A 14,894-nucleotide genomic window follows, 5' to 3' on the forward strand; every position below is an offset into this window, starting at 1 on the left:
TGAACTGTCCAACTTTATGGGGGCAGTCCAACATCAGGGCATTTTTCAGCGTTAAATTAATGGTTCGAGAACCAGTTCAGCTTATCGCGTAGTCCAACCACGCGGCCGACGATAATCAGCGCCGGGCTTTCAACCTGCTGCGCCAGTTCGCCGAGTTGCGAAAGCACCCCGTTAACAACGCGTTGCTTCACGGAGGTACCGTTTTCTACCAGCGCGACAGACATATCGGGTTGCATGCCAAATTCGATCAGTTTTTCCTGGATAGTCGCCGCCTGATTGAGGCCCATGTAGAACACCAGCGTCTGTTTCTCTGCCGCCAGGTTTTCCCAGTCCAGCTCGCCGCCGGTTTTCAGGTGCCCGGTGACCAGACGTACACTCTGGGCGTAATCACGATGGGTCAGTGGAATGCCGGAATAGGCGGAACAACCGGATGCTGCGGTAATACCTGGCACAACGGAGAATGGAATACCGGCATGGCACAGGGTTTCCAGCTCTTCGCCACCACGGCCAAAGATGAACGGGTCGCCACCTTTCAGGCGCACGACGCGTTTGCCCTGTTGCGCTTCACGCAGCAGGATCTGGTTAATTTCTTCCTGCGGTACACAGTGGTAGCCCGCGCGTTTACCGACGAACACCCGGTCGGCATCGCGGCGTACAAGGTTCATGATGTCGTCGGATACCAGACGGTCATAAACCACGACATCCGCTTGCTGGATCTGCTGTAGACCTTTCAGCGTCAGCAGCCCGGCATCGCCAGGACCGGCGCCAACCAGCACTACTTCGCCTCGATGGTCCAACGGTTCACTGAGCAACTGCTCGGTGGTTTCCTCGACGGCTTTCTGGTCACTGTTCGCCAGCGACTGCGCCAGGCGGTCATTCACGAACAATTTTTCCCAGAAGCGGCGACGTTCACCCATGCTGGCAAACTGTTCTTTCACTCGGGCGCGTAACTTGCCTGCATATTGCGCGACCTGGCCCAGATGCTGAGGCAGCACAGATTCAAGTCTTTCACGTAGCAGACGGGCAAGCACCGGCGATGTACCGCCGGAGGAGACCGCCACCATCAGCGGCGAGCGGTCGATAATGGAGGGCATGATAAAACTGGCTGCTTTTGGCGCATCGACCACGTTGCAGAAAATACGACGTGATTCTGCGGCGGTGCTGACGCTTTGGTTGACGGCATCGTCATCGGTGGCGGCAATAGCCAGCCAGCAGGTGTCGAGCAGGGACTCGTCGAACGGTCCCTCAACCAGCGTCAGCATGCCTTCATCTGCCCATACGGTGAACTGCGGAATAAACGCCAGCGCATTAACCGTTATACGGGCGCCCGCTTCCAGCAGTAACCGCGCTTTGCGTTCTGCGACATCACCACCGCCGACGATCAAGCAGTCGCGGTCACGTAGTTGACAAAATATAGGCAAATGATCCACGACATTACCCCTTAATTATTGGCAGTAGCCTCTGGCTGGTTGATTTTTGCCGGAACAGGACGCTCCGATTTTGGCGTAGCATACCAATAACCCAATCCCATGAATACGACACCGGACAAAGTATTACCGAGTGTCACCCACAACAGGTTATGACCAATTCCTGACAGGGTATAGGCTTCGCTGTGGTGACCGAACCAGGAGAGGGCAAACAGCGTCATGTTGGCAACCGAGTGCTCGTAACCGGAAGCGATAAACGCCAGCAGACACCACCAGATAGCGAGGAATTTTGCTGCGCCCTCGGTACGAATTGCCATCCAGATTGCCAGACAAACCAACCAGTTACACAGTGCGCCTTTAAAGAACAGCACCGTTGCAGGCGCGGTAGTTTTCGCCAACGCCACCGAATGGACGATGCTGGTATCGACCGGCAGCAGGCTACCGCCGCCCCAACTGTAAAGCAGAGCGACAAACACGGATCCGACCAGATTACCCAGCCAGGTTTGCGGCAGAATAGCCCACATCTGACCGTGACTGATGGTGCCCGCTTTGACGCCGAGCGTCAGGAACATGGTGTGACCGGTAAACAGTTCCGAACCGGCAATAATGACCAGCGTTAAAGCGATACCAAAGGTTGCACCCATTACCAGAGGACGAACGGACGGGTCGAGCAGATTACCGAGGGTGAAAATAAGAATGATGCCGAGACCGACGTAGGCCCCCGCCATTGCCGAACTGACCCAGAATCCGAGCGGGTTATTAGCCGAGAGGCGTGCGATGCGCGCAGCGTTAGCCGCACACTTATTAATAGTGTCTGTGAACATGTGTTGATTATCCTTGAAGTACAAACAATAAAAAGAAATCGTAACCGTAGGCCGGATAGCGCTACGCTTATCAGGCCTACAAATAAAAGACCTACAAATACGTCAAAAAAGGGGAGGCGTTGCGCCTCCCAAAAATTTATTAACCGCGCAGTTGCACCGTGCCGTCTTTCACTCGGGCTTCGTAATGTTTCACGGAGAACTGTTCGTCTTCCATGCACAGACCGTCGCTTAAGCGAAAGCGTTGTTTTTTCAGCGGGCTGGCGACCCACAATTCGCCCTGATGTTCAGCAATCAGCCCACGAGAAAGCACGCTGGACTCGAAGAACGGGTCGATGTTGCTGATCGCAAACACCTGGTCGCTGTGATACGGGCGGAAAATCGCAACTTGCTCGCTACCTAACAGGGCGCAGACGCCTGTTGCAGGCAGAATGTCATCGATTTTGCAGATGTTTTTCCACTGGCTCATGCGTTTTCCTCCACCAGAGTCACCGGGATACGCTCATAGGGCGTGGCCGGACGATGTTGTTCACGTTCAGGCACAACCTGGACATTCGGATCGCGTTGATCGCTGTTGATAAAGTGTTTGAAGCGAACCTGTGCGGATGGGGTGTTAACCGTCTCTGTCCACTCGCAGACCACCGCTTCACGCAGACGGGCCATCTCTTCTTCCAGGTGCTGGTTCAGCCCCAGTTTGTCGTCGATGATGACCGATTTCAGATATTCGATACCGCCTTCCAGGTTGTCTAACCATGGTGCGGTTCGGGTCAGTTTGTCAGCGGTACGGATGTAGAACATCATGAAACGATCAAGGTATTTGAGCAGCGTTTCGCGGTCGATATCCGCTGCCAGCAGGTCTGCATGACGAGGTTTCATCCCGCCGTTACCGCAAACGTACAAGTTCCAGCCTTTCTCAGTGGCGATGATACCCACGTCTTTGCCCTGAGCTTCCGCACATTCACGGGTACAGCCGGAGACGCCGAATTTCATTTTGTGCGGGGTACGAATGCCCTTGTAGCGGTTTTCCAGCTCCACGCCGAATCCGACGCTATCGCCGACGCCATAACGGCACCAGGTACTGCCTACGCAGGTTTTCGCCATACGCAGGGCTTTGGCGTATGCGTGACCGGTTTCAAAGCCCGCTTCAATCAGCTGACGCCAGATTTCCGGCAGGTCATCTTTTTGCGCGCCGAACAGGCCGATACGCTGAGAACCGGTGATTTTGGTATACAGGTTAAATTCACGCGCGATACGGCCCACAGCCACCAGGCCTTCAGGAGTTATTTCTCCGCCCGCGGAGCGCGGGATCACGGAGTAGGTACCGTCTTTCTGGATGTTCGCCAGGAAGTTGTCGTTAGTGTCCTGCAGCGGCGTGTGCTGTGGTTTGAGGATGTACTCATTCCAGCAGGAGGCCAAAAGGGAACCTACGGTTGGTTTACACACTTCACAGCCGTAGCCTTTCCCGTGTTTTGCCAGCAGCTCTTCGAAGGTTTTAATTCCTTCTACACGGATCAGATGGAACAGTTCCTGACGCGAGTACGGGAAGTGTTCACACAGGTTGTTGTTAACTTCGATCCCCTGTTTCGCCAGTTCAGCGTTCAGGACCTGCGTTACCAACGGGATACACCCGCCGCAGCCGGTACCAGCTTTGGTTTCAGCTTTCAGCGCCGCAACGGTGTGGCAGCCTTTGTTGATAGCGGCGATCAGCATGCCTTTGGTGACGTCGAAGCAGGAGCAAATCTGCGCGCTGTCCGGCAGTTTATCGACACCGATAGACGGCTTACCGCTGCCCGCGTGAGCTGGCAGAATCAGTGAGTCTGGGTTTTCCGGCAGTTCGATGGCGTTCAGCACCAGCTGCAGCAGGTTGCCGTAATCGCTGGTGTCACCGACTAAAACCGCCCCGAGCAGGGTTTTGTTATCTTCGCTAACGATGAGGCGTTTGTAGACTTCTTTGCTTTCGTCGAGATAGACGTAGCTACGGGCGCCCGGCGTGCGCGCATGCGCGTCGCCAATCCCGCCGACGTCAACACCAAGCAGCTTCAGCTTGGCGCTCAGATCCGCGCCTTCAAAGGCATTTTCGGTTTCGAGAATATGGTCAACGGCAACCTGCGCCATTTTGTAGCCTGGAGCGACCAGACCATACACGCGGTTGTTCCAGCTGGCGCATTCGCCGATGGCATAGATGTCCGGATCAGAAGTCTGGCAGGTATCGTTAATCACAATACCACCGCGCGGCGCAACGTCGAGACCGCATTGGGTGGCCAGTTTGTCGCGTGGGCGAATACCGGTAGAAAAGACGATGAAATCGACTTCCAGTTCGCTACCGTCGGCAAAATGCATGGTTTTGCGCGCTTCGGTGCCTTCCTGGACGATCTCTTTAGTGTTTTTGCTGGTGTGCACACGCACGCCCATGCTTTCAATTTTGCGACGTAACTGCTCGCCACCCATGTGATCCAGTTGTTCGGCCATCAGCATTGGGGCAAATTCAATCACGTGGGTTTCAACACCGAGGCTTTTCAGCGCCCCGGCGGCTTCCAGGCCCAGCAGGCCACCGCCGACGACGGCACCGCGTTTGCTACGGCGCGCGCAAGACTCAATGGCGTTGAGGTCTTCGATGGTGCGGTAAACGAAGCAGTCTTGGGTTTCCGAACCTTTAATCGGTGGGATCCACGGATAAGAGCCTGTCGCCATGATCAGCTTATCGTAATAGACCGTACGACCCGCGCTGGAGTGGATCACCTTCTCCTGGCGGTTGATGGTGATTGCGCGCTCGCCCACTAACACCTTAACGCCATGCTTCTCGTAGAATCCTTCACGCACCAGAGAAAGTTCTTCGGCGGTGTGGTGGGAGAAGTAGGACGACAGGTGGACTCGGTCGTACGCTTTGCGGGGTTCTTCACAGAAGACGGTAATATCAAAATTGGCAGCGTCGGATTTATCAAGAAGATCCTCAATAAAGCGATGGCCGACCATACCATTACCGATAATAGCGAGTCTGACTTTGCTCATTTTTGCCTCGATTTCTTTTCTATTACTGCCTACCTTAACGATTCAGCAACCCCGCTTATTGATGCAAATCAAATTCGCCTTTATATACTCCTTAAGAGGTATATAGCTGATTTAACTGCATTTTTATAAGTTACGGAATTAACAGGCTTTTCATGTTTGTATAAATAGCGTACAAATTGAGGGGTTTTTGTAAGAATTGGCCTACATCACGAGTGGAAGAAGAGGGCGCGGGAATAGGCCGGAGGGCATCTGCGCCTTATCCGGCCTACGAACAGCTTGTCTTGTAGGCCGGATAAGATACGTTAGCATCGCCATCCGGCACTCAGATTAATGCGTTGCGGGTGCGTTATGCTGGCGATGACGCGTGACGAACCCAAGAATAAAGCACATCACGAATACGACCGCATACAAGCCGTTAGCCGTCTGCAATGCCGCCAGCGGACCGCTGTGCGCCACGATAGGGCCAGTGACCACGAAGGTGAGCATAGTACCGATGGTGCCACAGGTCAGAACGAAGTTAACCAGTTTAGGTGATGCGACCTTCGTCTGCTGGGAGCCGAGGGTAATGATGGTGGTATAAATCGCGCTGGAGAAGAAGCCCAACGTCAGAATGAACCACGGCATATGCTCCGGCGTACCGGTGATAAACAGATACATCAGGACGGTAGCCACACCCGCCAGTACGGTCAGGATGCGCTGCAAATCGAAGAAACGCAGGATAAAGCTAAATGCCCACATGCCAACCATGTAAGACATCCAGAAGTCACTGACCAGTTTACCTGCGTCGTTCAGGCTCATGCCCAGACTTTTGGCGTATTCCGGCACCCAGGAGATAAAGCCCAACTGACCGAGGATGTAGCACAGCGCGGCGATCGCCAGGAACAGCACGCCAATGCCCCATTTTTCTTTTACCACAGGCGCGTCCGGTTGCTGCGCGTGTTTACCCAGCGCCGGGAATTCGCAACCGAAGGTCAGCAGGAAAATGGCGACGTATACCAGGCCGATGCAGGCATAAACCCAATACCATTCGATGCTGCGCGCTAACAGGAATGCTGCCACCATCGGAAAAATCATGCCGGCCATGCTGAAGAAGGAGTCAGTAAACAGCAGGCGGGAACCGCGCTGGCGACCTTCGTACATCTGAGTCACCAGGAACGTACCAATCGACATGGTGATACCGCTCACCAGACCCAGTACAAACATGGCGGCTGAGAACAAGGCCAGGCTATGGCTGAGCATCAGTCCGGCGACCGCCAGAACCATCAGGATAAAGCCAAAGCGCAACTGGGTTTTCAGTGGCACAATTTCCATCAGCCATGCATTCAGAAAAATAGAGATCAGAATGCCGGCATTCAGAAAGGTGAAGGTGTTACTCATACTGGAAACGGGCAAATGGAAGTAATCTGCGATGTTTCCCATCACCATCCCGGTGACAATTACCAACGCGCCTGTCAGGGCGTAGGAGAGAAAGCTAATCCATGTGAGCTTGATGCGATTGCTGTTAGTCATGACTGGCCTGTATAGAAGTGTTAGGCGCATTGACTGCGCCGTGAGCGGGCAGATTTTAGGCGCTTTAGTGATGCATTTAAATGTTTATTGGTAATTACTTGCTACGTTACATTTTTTTATGTGATCTAGATCGCATTGAATCTTGAGGCTATAAGGTTACATTTGTTTCAAGTACGTAAAATTAAGTAAAGGGATGGCCTTGTTCTTGAAGGCTCTTTAGAATCAATTCACTTGCTTCATTTCTGCTCTTGTTAAGGAATTCTCATGCTCAAATCGACTCTGGCGGCTGTTGCAGCTGTTCTCGCTCTTTCTGCTCTTTCTCCCGCAGCACTGGCAGCAAAAGGTGACCCGCATGTCCTGCTGACAACCTCTGCCGGTAACATTGAGCTGGAGCTGAACAGTCAGAAAGCCCCAGTTTCAGTGCAAAACTTTGTCGATTATGTCAACAGCGGTTTCTATAACAACACCACGTTCCACCGCGTGATCCCTGGCTTCATGGTGCAGGGCGGCGGTTTTACCGAGCAGATGCAGCAGAAGAAACCTAACCCGCCAATCAAGAATGAAGCTGATAACGGACTGCGTAATACCCGCGGCACGATTGCCATGGCGCGTACAGCAGATAAAGACAGCGCGACCAGCCAGTTCTTTATCAATATTGCAGACAATGCGTTCCTCGATCACGGCCAGCGCGACTTTGGGTACGCGGTCTTCGGTAAAGTTGTGAAAGGTATGGATGTCGCGGATAAGATCTCTCAGGTGCAGACCCATGATGTTGGTCCTTACCAGAATGTCCCGTCAAAACCGATTGTTATCCTGTCTGCCAAAGTCCTGCCGTAAACGTCTTTTACGCGGGCAGTTCCTGTCCGCGTTCTTTCCCTTCTCTGCGTAACCTGAAATTGCCGCTTATACTTGTGGCAAGTGTCGGCTCATTCAGGGAGGTCACGTGAAAAAACTCACCGATAAACAAAAGTCCAGACTCTGGGAACAACGGCGAAATGCCAATTTCCAGGCCAGTCGGCGGCTGGAAGGCGTGGATATTCCACGGGTGACTCTGAGCACGGAAGACGCCCTGGCGCGTCTTGAAGAGTTGAGGGGGCACTATGAGCGATAAATTCGGTGATGGACGCGATCCCTATTTGTATCCGGGCCTGAATGTCATGCGTAACCGTCTGGGGATTCATCAGGCGCAGCGCCTGGCGCAGGCGGCGTATGAACTGACGGCGCTGCGTGCGGCCACTATCGAATTAGGCCCGCTTAAACGGGGCTTGCCGCATCTGTGCGCCATTCATCGCCAACTGTATCGGGATATTTTTGACTGGGCGGGACATCTGCGAGAAGTGGATATTTACCAGGGCGAGACCCGCTTTTGCCATTTCGCTTATATCGAGAAAGAGGGCAATGCGCTGATGCAGGACCTGGAAGACGAGTCCTGGTTGGTGGGGTTACCGGAAGATAAGTTTGTGGATCGTCTTGCGCACTATTATTGCGAAATCAACGTGCTGCATCCGTTTCGTATTGGCAGCGGTCTGGCACAGCGAATTTTTTTCGAACAGTTAGCGATTCATGCCGGGTATATATTGAGCTGGGATGACATTCCGGTTGAGGAGTGGAACCTGGCTAATCAGAGTGGGGCGATGGGTGACCTGTCTGCGCTTCGGGCGATATTTCGTAAAGTGGTAAGCGAAGCCCCGGAAACTGAGTAGAATAGCGCGGTTCTTATGTACCGGAGCCGCCATGATCCTGCTTATCGATAACTATGATTCTTTTACCTGGAACCTGTACCAATACTTCTGCGAACTGGGCGCTGATGTCCTTGTCAGGCGCAACGACGAACTGACGCTGGCGCAAATCGACGCGCTAAGCCCGCAAAAAATCGTAATATCCCCAGGCCCCTGCACGCCGGATGACGCTGGGATCTCATTGGATGTTATTCGTCATTTCGCGGGCAAGACGCCCCTGCTGGGTGTTTGTCTGGGACATCAGGCTATGGCGCAGGCCTTTGGCGCGACAGTGGTTCGGGCAGCTAAAGTGATGCACGGTAAAACCTCGCCAATTACGCATAACGGGCAGGGTGTTTTTCAGGGGCTCGCCAACCCATTAACGGTGACGCGCTACCATTCTCTGGTGGTTGCCCCCGCGACGCTTCCTGACTGCTTTGAGGTGACAGCCTGGAGTGAAACGCAGGAGATTATGGGCATTCGTCACCGCGAGTGGGATATGGAAGGGGTGCAGTTTCACCCGGAGAGTATTCTCAGCGAACAGGGGCATCAACTGCTGGCTAATTTCCTCAACCGGTGATTTGTGGTTGCTATTCAGTGATTTTTTATTCATATTTTGTGATTATAATTTCACTAACATTTCTGCTTAACAGGGTGGCAATGACATGGCAACTGAACAAACTGCAATTACGCGCGCGACATTCGATGAAGTGATTCTGCCGATTTATGCACCGGCTGAGTTTATCCCGGTAAAAGGGAAAGGGAGTCGAGTCTGGGATCAACAGGGCAAAGAGTATGTTGATTTCGCGGGCGGCATTGCAGTTACTGCACTAGGGCATTGCCATCCGGCCCTGGTGGAGGCGTTAAAAACCCAGGGTGAAACCCTGTGGCATACCAGCAACGTTTTCACCAACGAACCGGCGTTGCGCCTGGGTCGTAAAATCATTGATGCGACCTTCGCCGAGCGCGTGCTGTTCATGAACTCGGGTACCGAAGCTAACGAAACCGCCTTTAAGCTGGCGCGCCACTATGCCTGCGTGCGCCATAGCCCGTTCAAAACCAAAATCATTGCCTTCCATAATGCGTTTCACGGCCGTTCGCTGTTTACAGTGTCCGTCGGCGGGCAGCCGAAATATTCTGACGGTTTTGGACCAAAACCAGCGGATATCATCCATGTACCGTTTAACGATCTGCATGCGGTCAAAGCGGTGATGGACGATCACACCTGTGCGGTGGTGGTTGAGCCTATTCAGGGGGAAGGTGGCGTCACTGCGGCAACGCCGGAATTCCTGCAAGGTTTGCGTGAACTTTGCGACCAACACCAGGCGCTATTGGTATTGGATGAAGTGCAGAGCGGGATGGGCCGTACCGGCGATCTGTTTGCCTATATGCACTACGGCGTGACGCCGGATATCCTCACCAGCGCGAAGGCTCTCGGCGGCGGCTTCCCGGTGAGCGCGGTGCTGACCACCCAAGAGATTGCCTCCGCATTTCATGTGGGTTCGCACGGTTCCACTTATGGTGGCAATCCGCTGGCCTGCGCAGTTGCGGGGGCCGCGTTTGATATCATCAACACGCCGGAAGTGTTAGAAGGTATTCAGGCTAAACGTCAGGCGTTTGTCCAACATTTGCACAAAATTGATCAACAGTTCGACATTTTCAGCGAGATTCGCGGGATGGGGCTGCTGATTGGCGCCGAGCTGAAGCCGCAGTTTAAAGGCCGGGCGCGCGATTTCCTGTATGCCGCCGCGCACGAAGGGGTGATGGTACTCAACGCCGGACCGGACGTGATGCGTTTCGCGCCGTCGCTGGTAGTTGAGCAGGCGGATATCGATGAAGGGATGCAGCGTTTCGCACAGGCGGTAGCGAAAGTCGTTGCCTGATTACCTGTTGCCGGATAAGCACAGCGCATCCGGCAGTCGATCTTAACCTTTCATGTCCCGCAGACGGCGGCTCAGCCAGATTCCGTGGTGCGGTCGCTGACGCCATGCTACCGACGAAATGGTGTGCATGGTGTTCAGATGCCCCAGTATCCGTTGCAGATGCTGCTCAAGGGTGCTTAACGGACCGTGGGACAGCATCTCTGGCGCTTCGAGAATATTCACATCGCCTGAGCTTCCCGGTCCGTCATATTCCAGCCGCTGCTGACAGCGCTGGAGCGCAATTTCACAGGATTCCAGATACCGCTGCGCTAAATCCGGCGTCAGCATTGTATGTTCCCTTGCCAGTGTGGTCATCGCGTTGATGTGCTCGACGATGAACTGGCTATGCGTGACCCACAGTTTCATGTCCGCCAGGTAGTGCGAGTTGAATCCTGGCTCCTGCATCGCCTGGTTCAGTGAGTTGAACAACGTGTTATGCGCCTGATTGACCCGCATGCGTTGATACGCCAGCGGCGTGGCCTGCGGATCGTTGCTGAGGATCAGGCGAATGGCCTCCTGATCGGCTTCTAACGCATCATGGGCGTTCTTACGCAGCAGGCCGCTCTGCCACTGCGGCCACAGCCAGAGGGTACCGCCAAAGGCGATTAAGCAGCCAATAACCGTATCGACAAACCGCGGCACGATAAACTGCTCTCCGTTCAGCGTCAGCAGTTGCAGGGTGTATACCGCCGTGACCGTAAAGCCGACGGTAGCCCAGCCGTAGTTTTTGCGCATGATCAGATAGCTACCCAGGGTAATCAGCAGCATGCCTGCCAGCGTGTAACCTTCCTGAATATGAAAGTGCAGGGTGACCCCGGCAATGACCAGTCCAACGAGCGTTCCTGCTGAACGGTGTAAAATACGCACCCGGGTTGCTCCGTAGCCATTTTGCGTGACGAACAGGATCGTCATCAAAATCCAGTAAGGCTTTGGCAGGTGTAAAGCGCTGCCCATCAGGCTGGCGATACTCAGCATGACACTGATGCGTCCGGCATTACGCAGCGCCGGTGATTTCAACGACAGATAGTTTTTCAGGGCCGGGATCAGCGGCAACCGACGCTGCTTGTCCGCCATTAAATCTCGGGCGTACAGCGGTCGCTGGGTGCGTAGCACGCGGGCAATACGGCTGAAGTGCCAGTAGCAAAATTGTCCCACCGGATTGTCCGGATGCTGGTTGGCGATTTTCTCCAGCGTGCCAATCTGCTTGTCCATCGAAAAACGGGTCGGCAAGCGGTGATACAAAATATCATCGGCCAGTACCCGAAGGCGTTCGGCGACGGTGCGCGCATTCCAGCGAATCACCTGTTCGGCGTGGCTACGTTCGACCAGCTTTTGCACCTCTTCCGGCTGGTGGAGGCTGACGGAAATATGCTCCTGCAAGTCCAGTGCCTCCTGAAAGGCACGCAGCAGGCGCTTGTAATCGTTGTTGCGATGCGCCGACAGCATATGCATTTGCTGGTAGCACTGGGTAATCAGATCCACCGCTTTCTGCTGGCGAACCAGCAGGGGAGGCAGCGCTTTTTCCGGATCGGCATGCTGGGTCAGCAGGCTGTACTTGGCCTCACAGTAATCGGCTAATTCACGGTACAACAAGCTGAGCGATTCACGGAGCGGCTGCTCGCGCCACATCCAGAACCAGAACCAGTTGAACAGGCCGTACCATAACGTGCCCAGCGCATAGATCAGCAACGGTTCCCAGACGGGCATGTTCCCGACCAGGCTTAGCGTGAAAATCGCGGCGATAAGTGAGGCCGGTAACAGTCGGGCATGCAGAGGGCTTAGCTCGGCGGTTACGCCAAGAATCAGCGTCAGTCCGGTGAGGATAAGCGGCAGCGGTATGGCCTGTGCCAGCAGCAACTGCATGATCAGACTGCAACCGGCAAACAAAGACGCGCCAATAGCTAAACGTTTGAAAAAGCGCTTGTGCGGGGTATCAAGGCCGGCAATGTTGCAACAGGCAGGGACCAGGGAGAAGAGGAGTCCCAGATGAAGCTGACCGATGATCAGACCAACAGCCACAGGTAAACATAGCACCAGCGTCTGCCGTAGTGCGTAGTTGATCTCTGGATGGTATATCAGTCTTCGCCACATCGGTGTAAACAAAAGTGGCGCATCACTGAGTAACGCGCCACTTCGATGGGGTTAACGGGTGCCGTAGACGACGATGGTCTTACCGTGTGCGGAGATCAGGTTTTGATCTTCCAGCATCTTCAGAATACGACCAACGGTCTCACGGGAGCAGCCAACGATCTGGCCGATTTCCTGACGGGTGATTTTAATCTGCATGCCGTCCGGGTGGGTCATCGCATCAGGCTGTTTCGCCAGATTCAGCAGAGTCTGCGCGATACGACCCGTTACGTCGAGGAAGGCTAGGTTGCCGACTTTTTCAGACGTGACCTGCAGGCGACGAGCCATCTGTGAAGACAGGCGCATCAGAATATCCGGGTTGACCTGGATTAATTGGCGAAATTTTTTGTATGAAATTTCAGCGACTTCACATGCGGTTTTGGCACGTACCCAGGCGCTACGTTCCTGACCTTCTTCGAAGAGGCCTAATTCACCAATAAAATCGCCCTGATTCAGATAAGAAAGGATCATTTCTTTCCCTTCTTCATCTTTGATCAGCACTGCCACTGAGCCTTTAACGATGTAATACAACGTTTCCGCTTTTTCACCCTGGTGAATCAGCGTGCTCTTCGATGGGTACTTATGAATATGGCAATGAGACAAGAACCATTCGAGAGTCGGGTCTGTTTGCGGTTTGCCAAGCACCATGCGCGGTTATCCTCTGTTATAAGCTGTCTCCAGAGCCAGAAAACGACGCTGCCTCTGGGTTTGCAAAAATATGCTTCCCGCTACCTGGGAAAGGGGCTGTCAAAAATTAACTGCAGCCTGTAATGTGATGTCCTCTGCATACATGCAGTACGTCAATGTATTACTGTAGCATCCTGACTGTTTTAGCATAGCTTTCGCCGTGTGTCTCCTGGTGTCTCGCTTCAGCATGACGCAGGTCGCCTTCCGTTGCGAGAATTGTTATGTACGCGTAATCTGTCAGGAAAATTGAAACATTGGAGTTACGAAATATGCAAGCGCGTGTAAAGTGGGTTGAGGGGTTAACCTTCCTCGGTGAGTCCGCCTCTGGTCACCAAATTTTGATGGACGGTAACTCCGGTGATAAAGCGCCGAGCCCGATGGAAATGGTATTAATGGCTGCGGGCGGTTGCAGCGCAATTGATGTGGTTTCGATCCTGCAAAAAGGTCGTCAGGATGTGACCAACTGCGAAGTGAAACTGACCTCAGAGCGTCGTGATGAAGCGCCGCGCCTGTTTACCCACATTAACCTGCATTTCATCGTAACGGGTAACGATCTGAAAGATGCGTCCGTTTCGCGCGCAGTCGATCTCTCTGCGGAAAAATATTGCTCTGTGGCGCTGATGCTGGAAAAGGCGGTGAACATTACCCACTCCTATGAAGTGGTTGCTGCTTCGTGATGTCATGCCTGATGGCGTTTCACTTATCAGGCCTACAGGATATAAACGCGTAGGCCGGATAAGGCATCAGCCGCCATCCGGCAAAATAACACCTTACTCTATCTTTTTGCCTTCCATCAGTCGCTGGACCAGCGGCAGCATAATCAATTCCATCGCCAGACCCATTTTCCCGCCCGGAACAACCAACGTATTGATATGGGAAATGAATGATCCCTGCAGCATGGCCAGTAGCCACGGGAAGTCGATCCCTTCCAGGTTCCGAAAATGAATCACGACAAAGCTTTCATCCAGGGATGGAATACTTTTGGCGGCAAAGGGGTTGGAGGTATCAACGGTCGGTACGCGCTGGAAGTTAATGTGCGTACGGGAAAACTGCGGCGTAATGTAATTGATGTAATCGTCCATTGAGCGCACCACCGAGTCCATCACCGCTTCGCGCGAGTGTCCCCGCTCGCTGGTATCGCGGGTCAGCTTCTGAATCCATTCCAGGTTCACGATCGGCACTACGCCAACCAGCAGATCGACATGCCGGGCCACGTTTTGCTGTGGGGTTACGACGCCGCCGTGCAGTCCTTCATAGAACAGGACATCCGTCGGTTCAGGCAGCGGCTGCCAGGGCGTAAATGTACCCGGAACCTGATTCCACGGTACGGCCTCATCGTAGGTGTGCAGATATTTTCGCGACTGACCTTTGCCCGTCTGGCCGTATTCGATGAAGGTTTGCTCCAGCAGACCGAAGTCATTAGCTTCGGGGCCGAAATAGCTGATATGCCGCCCGGCATCGCGCGCTTTGCGAATCGCCATGTCCATTTCCGGACGGGTATAACGATGAAAACTGTCACCTTCCACCTCGGCGGCGCGCAGATTTAACTGCGCGAAAATTTTACGAAACGCGAGGCTGGTGGTGGTGGTCCCCGCGCCGCTGGACCCTGTTACCGCAATCACCGGATGTTTGGCAGACATAACAACTCCATGAATAGGTTGAATTTTTATTATA

At 53.8% G+C, this 14,894-nt stretch carries 14 protein-coding genes; 6 read left to right on the forward strand and 8 right to left on the reverse strand.

What is annotated here, in order from left to right:
* Positions 1–56 precede the first annotated feature (56 nt).
* The 5 genes from cysG to tsgA all read right to left on the reverse strand — a co-directional run bounded on the left by cysG (position 57) and on the right by tsgA (position 6,766).
* Entirely contained in the window at positions 57–1,430 is a 1,374-nt protein-coding gene (gene cysG / locus HV037_RS01755) for a siroheme synthase CysG (protein ID WP_016157628.1), read from the reverse strand.
* Positions 1,431–1,441: 11 nt separating this feature from the next.
* The gene (gene nirC / locus HV037_RS01760; protein WP_016154781.1) at positions 1,442–2,251 is read right to left on the reverse strand and encodes a nitrite transporter NirC; all 810 of its coding nucleotides are present in this window, start codon (positions 2,249–2,251) and stop codon (positions 1,442–1,444) included.
* A 139-nt stretch (positions 2,252–2,390) separates the two neighbouring features.
* Positions 2,391–2,717, reverse strand: a complete 327-nt coding sequence (gene nirD, locus HV037_RS01765) for a nitrite reductase small subunit NirD (RefSeq protein ID WP_016154780.1) — start codon at positions 2,715–2,717, stop codon at positions 2,391–2,393.
* Positions 2,714–5,257, reverse strand: a complete 2,544-nt coding sequence (gene nirB / locus HV037_RS01770; protein WP_103283376.1) for an NADPH-nitrite reductase large subunit — start codon at positions 5,255–5,257, stop codon at positions 2,714–2,716. Before nirB ends, nirD begins: the two co-directional genes overlap by 4 nt.
* Positions 5,258–5,584: 327 nt before the next feature.
* The gene (tsgA, locus tag HV037_RS01775) at positions 5,585–6,766 is read right to left on the reverse strand and encodes an MFS transporter TsgA (protein WP_016154778.1); all 1,182 of its coding nucleotides are present in this window, start codon (positions 6,764–6,766) and stop codon (positions 5,585–5,587) included.
* Positions 6,767–7,030: 264 nt separating this feature from the next.
* On the opposite strand from tsgA, the gene ppiA reads away from it, so the two are divergent.
* From ppiA to HV037_RS01800, 5 genes are all read left to right on the forward strand, one after another.
* The gene (gene ppiA, locus HV037_RS01780; protein WP_003023595.1) at positions 7,031–7,603 is read left to right on the forward strand and encodes a peptidylprolyl isomerase A; all 573 of its coding nucleotides are present in this window, start codon (positions 7,031–7,033) and stop codon (positions 7,601–7,603) included.
* A 106-nt stretch (positions 7,604–7,709) separates the two neighbouring features.
* Positions 7,710–7,877, forward strand: a complete 168-nt coding sequence (locus HV037_RS01785; RefSeq protein WP_016157626.1) for a YhfG family protein — start codon at positions 7,710–7,712, stop codon at positions 7,875–7,877.
* Positions 7,867–8,469, forward strand: a complete 603-nt coding sequence (locus HV037_RS01790; RefSeq protein ID WP_016157625.1) for a putative adenosine monophosphate-protein transferase Fic — start codon at positions 7,867–7,869, stop codon at positions 8,467–8,469. Before HV037_RS01785 ends, HV037_RS01790 begins: the two co-directional genes overlap by 11 nt.
* 31 nt (positions 8,470–8,500) lie before the next feature.
* Positions 8,501–9,064 carry an aminodeoxychorismate synthase component 2 gene (gene pabA, locus HV037_RS01795; RefSeq protein WP_016154776.1) on the forward strand — a complete coding sequence of 188 codons (564 nt, stop codon included), beginning with the start codon at positions 8,501–8,503 and terminating at the stop codon, positions 9,062–9,064.
* 85 nt (positions 9,065–9,149) lie between these two features.
* Positions 9,150–10,367: an aspartate aminotransferase family protein gene (locus tag HV037_RS01800; protein ID WP_016157624.1), complete on the forward strand. Its 1,218-nt coding sequence runs from the start codon at positions 9,150–9,152 to the stop codon at positions 10,365–10,367.
* A 42-nt stretch (positions 10,368–10,409) separates the two neighbouring features.
* On the opposite strand, the gene HV037_RS01805 is transcribed toward HV037_RS01800, so the two are convergent.
* Both HV037_RS01805 and crp read right to left on the reverse strand, forming a co-directional pair.
* Positions 10,410–12,497: a YccS/YhfK family putative transporter gene (locus tag HV037_RS01805; RefSeq protein WP_016154774.1), complete on the reverse strand. Its 2,088-nt coding sequence runs from the start codon at positions 12,495–12,497 to the stop codon at positions 10,410–10,412.
* A 51-nt stretch (positions 12,498–12,548) separates the two neighbouring features.
* Entirely contained in the window at positions 12,549–13,181 is a 633-nt protein-coding gene (gene crp / locus HV037_RS01810; RefSeq protein ID WP_000242758.1) for a cAMP-activated global transcriptional regulator CRP, read from the reverse strand.
* A gap of 308 nt (positions 13,182–13,489) precedes the next feature.
* Here crp and HV037_RS01815 point away from each other — a divergent pair, with 308 nt between their 5' ends.
* On the forward strand, positions 13,490–13,897 hold the full coding sequence (locus tag HV037_RS01815) for an OsmC family protein (protein ID WP_016154773.1): 408 nt from the start codon (positions 13,490–13,492) through the stop codon (positions 13,895–13,897).
* Between the two features lie 93 nt (positions 13,898–13,990).
* Here HV037_RS01815 and HV037_RS01820 read toward each other — a convergent pair whose 3' ends face one another.
* Entirely contained in the window at positions 13,991–14,860 is an 870-nt protein-coding gene (locus tag HV037_RS01820; RefSeq protein ID WP_003827751.1) for a phosphoribulokinase, read from the reverse strand.
* Between the last annotated feature and the right edge of the window lie 34 nt (positions 14,861–14,894).

Source organism: Citrobacter sp. RHBSTW-00017 (genome assembly GCF_013797615.1).
Taxonomy (GTDB): Bacteria; Pseudomonadota; Gammaproteobacteria; order Enterobacterales; family Enterobacteriaceae; genus Citrobacter; species Citrobacter braakii.